General features: G+C 47.3%; 6 protein-coding genes. 5 read left to right on the top strand and 1 reads right to left on the bottom strand.

The features are described from left to right. A partial coding sequence (locus ACWA6V_RS18030; RefSeq protein WP_449523791.1) for a MarR family winged helix-turn-helix transcriptional regulator occupies positions 1-268 on the bottom strand: 268 nt, incomplete at its 3' end. A gap of 310 nt (positions 269-578) precedes the next feature. Here ACWA6V_RS18030 and ectA point away from each other — a divergent pair. The 5 genes from ectA to ACWA6V_RS18005 form a co-directional block, all read left to right on the top strand. Further along, positions 579-1172, top strand: a complete 594-nt coding sequence (ectA, locus tag ACWA6V_RS18025) for a diaminobutyrate acetyltransferase (protein ID WP_449523790.1) — start codon at positions 579-581, stop codon at positions 1170-1172. 129 nt (positions 1173-1301) lie between these two features. After that, complete coding sequence (ectB, locus tag ACWA6V_RS18020; protein ID WP_449523789.1) at positions 1302-2576, top strand: diaminobutyrate--2-oxoglutarate transaminase; 1275 nt, start codon at positions 1302-1304, stop codon at positions 2574-2576. 36 nt (positions 2577-2612) lie between these two features. Then, the gene (locus ACWA6V_RS18015; protein ID WP_449523788.1) at positions 2613-3008 is read left to right on the top strand and encodes an ectoine synthase; all 396 of its coding nucleotides are present in this window, start codon (positions 2613-2615) and stop codon (positions 3006-3008) included. Continuing rightward, a complete protein-coding gene (locus ACWA6V_RS18010) occupies positions 3005-3961 on the top strand; it encodes a TPR end-of-group domain-containing protein (RefSeq protein ID WP_449523787.1) in 957 nt (318 codons plus the stop codon). Before ACWA6V_RS18015 ends, ACWA6V_RS18010 begins: the two co-directional genes overlap by 4 nt. Positions 3962-3985: 24 nt before the next feature. Next, positions 3986-4331, top strand: a 346-nt coding sequence (locus tag ACWA6V_RS18005; protein ID WP_449523786.1) for a sodium:solute symporter family transporter, incomplete at its 3' end; no start/stop codon positions are given.

The following is a 4331-nucleotide window of genomic DNA, read 5'->3' as shown; positions in this document are numbered from 1 at the left end:
GTACTTTGCGTTTATCGGTCTGCGAGCGGACGCGTTCGATCAGTGCGCGGCTTTCCAGCCGGTCGAGAATGCTGGTAACCGTTGCCTGACTGAGGCTCATGGCATCTGCCAGCTCCCGTGAAGTGGCGCGCTCTTCGCTGTGGATCAACTGCAGCAGGCGCAGTTGTGGGCCGGTAACGCTGGCGGTTTTTACCAATTGTTTGGAGTGAAGGTCGATGGCGCGGATAACGCGGCGCAACGAGGTAAGTACTTCGTCGATCTGGTTCATCTAGGGTCCGATAGGGTTGCCAATTGTCGCCAGCATGCCCGCTGCAGGTGTACTTGTCACCTCTCGTCAGAAAATTAACCCTAGACCTGGCGGGATTAATTTTGTACACTTTATAAATGCTTAGTGTTCTAAGTAAATTATTTCTATAAAAATAATCATCTATTCATTTTTGTAATTTTAATCAATGATAAAATTGCATAAAAGCAAAATACCCTATCGATTTTTGTTTTATTGTAACGATTATTATCGATTTATTAATTAGTGTTGTAATTATAATTGCAGCCGAAAAAGACGAGCTATGGAGGTCTGTATGAACGCCAGAAACGATCTTTTATTGGACAAGTTAGAGTTGCGCGCACCTCTGCCATCCGATGGTCATCAATTAAATCAGCTGGTGGAAGCCAGTCCACCGCTGGATAGCAACTCGGTCTACTGCAATCTCCTGCAATGCCTGCATTTTGCCGATACCTCAGTCGCCGCGGTGCTGGATGGCCGTCTCGTGGGTTTTATCTCCGCCTATTGCCCGCCTAATGAACCGGAAACACTATTTGTGTGGCAGGTGGTGGTGGCTGAGCCAATGCGTGGGTCGGGGTTGGCCAAACGGATGTTGCATTGGCTCATCGAGCAACCGGGTACCGAGCAGGCATTGAGTTTGACAACAACGATTACTCCCGATAACCGCGCTTCATGGGCATTATTTGAAAGTTTTGCGCATGACTGCGACGCCCTGCCAGTGAAAAGTGTATTGTTCCAGCGCGATCGGCATTTTGCCGGACAGCACGACGATGAATACCTATTGCGCATTTCCCCCCTTCCCAATCGTCCCGATAAATCCATGGCAAATCATTTGGATGATTTGCGCAGCAGTTTGCGTACCCCCGGCAGTCGTCGCTGGTTAGACTAATTTGGCGTTTTTATAGCTCTGAATTAATCACAGCAAATTTTTGACAGTAATTTTCACGGCGATTTTTTCGTCGCAGGATTTTTATTGCCTGTTTTTTATGAAAGTAGATTATCAAGAGGAGTGTGGAGTATGAAAATTTTCCAGAAAATGGAGTCAGAAGTCCGTTCCTATTCACGTTCATTCCCGGTGGTATTTCATCAAGCGAAGGGCAGCTATCTTTATGATGAGGCGGGGAAAGCCTATCTCGATTTTCTTGCGGGTGCTGGTTCGCTCAATTACGGTCACAACAATCCGCTGCTAAAAAAAGCCTTGATGGATTACATCGAGCAAGACGGCATTACTCATGGCCTGGATATGCACACGCAAGCCAAAGCCCAATTCCTTACTCGCTTCCGCGATTTAATTCTCACTCCGCGTGAACTTAATTACCGCGTGCAATTTACCGGGCCGACCGGCGCTAATGCGGTGGAGGCCGCGTTAAAAATTGCGCGCAAAGTAAAAGGCCGCAGCAATGTTATCGCCTTCACTAACGGGTTTCACGGTGTATCACTCGGCGCCGTTGCTGCCACCGGTAATGAGCATCATCGCGGTGGTGCCGGTGTGCCGCTTGGTAATGTTGAGCGTATGCCGTTTTGTGGTTATCACGGGCGCGATGCCGACACGCTCAAAATGATGGACAAATTATTGAGTGATCCTTCTAGCGGTGTAGATGTACCTGCCGCCGTTATTGTCGAAGTGGTGCAAGGCGAAGGTGGATTAAATGTTGCTGCAGATAGCTGGCTGCAAGGTTTGCAAAAATTGTGTCGCAAACACGACATGTTATTAATTGTCGATGACATTCAGGCAGGTTGTGGCCGTACCGGTACGTTTTTCAGTTTTGAATCCAGTGGTATCAAACCGGATATTGTCACGCTCTCTAAATCCTTGAGCGGTTTTGGTTTGCCTTTCTCGGTGGTGTTATTAAACCCGGTGTTGGATCGCTGGTTGCCTGGCGAGCACAACGGCACTTTTCGCGGTAATAATCATGCATTTGTCACGGCGACGGCAGCGCTCGATGTTTATTGGAGTGACGACTATTTCACGCAGGAAATTAATACAAAAGCAACCATTATCAAACAGTATTTGACGGCCATAGTGGAGAGCTATTCGCCTCCTGCGTTACGGGTTAAAGGTCGTGGATTAATGCAGGGTGTGGAATGCATTAACGGGGAAATTGCCGCTGCGATTTGCAGTCACGCTTTTGAACGCGGGTTGATAATTGAAACTGCAGGTAATCAAGGGCAAGTAGTTAAATGTTTTTGTCCGCTTACCATTGGTGAAGAAGATTTGCGCAAAGGGTTAAAAATTATTGATATGAGTTTTGCAGCGGTCATGCGTGACTATAGTCAGCTAAAAAGTGCGTAATTCAATCCGGCAATATGATCAGCGAGTGTATTTATTATGATTGTTAGAAAATTATCCGAGGCAAAATTACAAGGTCGCAGCGTGAGCGCAGAGGGTTGGGAAAGTAATCGTTTATTATTGAAAAGTGATGGCGCTGGCTTTTCGTTTCACATTACCCGCATTTTTAAAGATGCAGTGCTACACATGCACTACCAAAATCATATTGAATCTGTGTATTGCATCAGTGGTTTTGGCGAGATAAAAGATGTTGCTAGTGGAGCGATTCACCCCATCGAGCCTGGCACCATTTATATTTTAGATAAACACGACAAGCACATTCTGCGCGCATTCGAAGAAATGGAAATGGCTTGTGTATTTAACCCACCTCTGCTGGGGCGGGAAGTACACAATGCCGAAGGTGCTTATGGTTTGGCAGCAGAAGTGATTGTATGAAGCAAAACGTCGCTTTCAAACGGGCTTTTGTTTTGCTGTTGATCGTGCTTTTGTCGCTGCTGTTTGCAGAAAGTATTCAGGCGCAGGGTTTGCCAAATGTAGAGGCAGGTGCAGAAGCGGGTGAAAAAGCAGAACAAGCACAGAAAGTGGTAGAGCATTTGAATGCGCCGCTCTACAGCGCGTTTACCGAGCGCTACATTCTGGATGAATTAAAATCCCTGCGTACCGATATGGCGGCACAGCGGGTCGAATTTATTCAGCAAATTACTGATCGCCAGATTGAAGCTGTAGATCGCAGTGTGAGTTATGCCACCAATACTGTATCCAATTTTTTCTACATCATTGCGGCAGTGAGTTCAGTGTTAGTCATAGTGGGATGGACATCCATCCGCGAGATGAAAGAAAAAATGGGCAATCTTGCCGATAAAGAATTGCGCAAATTGATTGGTGCTTACGAAGAGCGGCTGCGGGAAATTGAACAGCAGTTGCGTGAAAAATCCACCTATATCGATGAAAACCGCGAAGCCATTGAGCGTACCAAAGAAATTCACGCACTCTGGTTACGCGCGGCGCAAGAGTCTGCACCGGCGAATAAAATTGCCGTGTACGATCAAATTCTCGCACTCAATCCTCGTGATTGTGAAGCGCTGACCTATAAAGCTGATGCTGCGCTGGAATCGAATGAGCCGCAGTGGGCATTCAATTTGTGTCAGAGCGCATTGCAGCGTGATTCTTCAAATGCCCACGCCTTTTATCAACTCGCTTGTGCGCATGCGGCGCTGGCGCACTTTGATGATGCCATCAATTTTTTAACCAAAGCCTTAATTAATGGTGACGCGCGGCTGGATGATTTTGCCAAAGACCCTGCGCTCCAGCCCCTGCATCACCTGCCTGCGTTTGAGCAGTTGTTAGTGGATGCGGGCACTGCCGGCCCGCTGGAAATCAAGGGGTGAGCATGGCGCGTGCAGGACATGACTATGCTGGCTAGTTTTGTTTTGTGCATGGCCATTTTTTTAATGGTAGGTCTTGCCTCTGCTCGGCTGCGAAAAAATAATCAGCAGGATTATTATCTTGCCAGTCACAGCATTTCACCTTGGTTGGTGGGATTATCCGCCGTCGCGACCAATAACAGCGGCTACATGTTTATCGGTGTGATTGGCTACACCTATGCGGTGGGTTTATCTGCAGGTGTATTAATGCTCGGTTGGATTCTGGGTGATTTTCTTGCATCGTTATTAGTGCATAAAAAATTACGTGCAGTGGCGTTAAATTCCGGGCAGAGCAGTTATGTAGGTGCTTTGAGCCAGTGGGCTGGTTTTTCGG

Source organism: Cellvibrio sp. (genome assembly GCF_053579595.1).
This window is presented reverse-complemented; position numbering and strand designations above follow the sequence as displayed.

Bases quoted from the DNA above. Each gene is read 5' to 3' on its own strand.
- ectA (WP_449523790.1), top strand. From the start codon at position 579: ATGAACGCCAGAAACGATCTTTTATTGGACAAGTTAGAGTTGCGCGCA.
- ectB (WP_449523789.1), top strand. From the start codon at position 1,302: ATGAAAATTTTCCAGAAAATGGAGTCAGAAGTCCGTTCCTATTCACGT.
- ACWA6V_RS18015 (WP_449523788.1), top strand. From the start codon at position 2,613: ATGATTGTTAGAAAATTATCCGAGGCAAAATTACAAGGTCGCAGCGTG.
- ACWA6V_RS18010 (WP_449523787.1), top strand. From the start codon at position 3,005: ATGAAGCAAAACGTCGCTTTCAAACGGGCTTTTGTTTTGCTGTTGATC.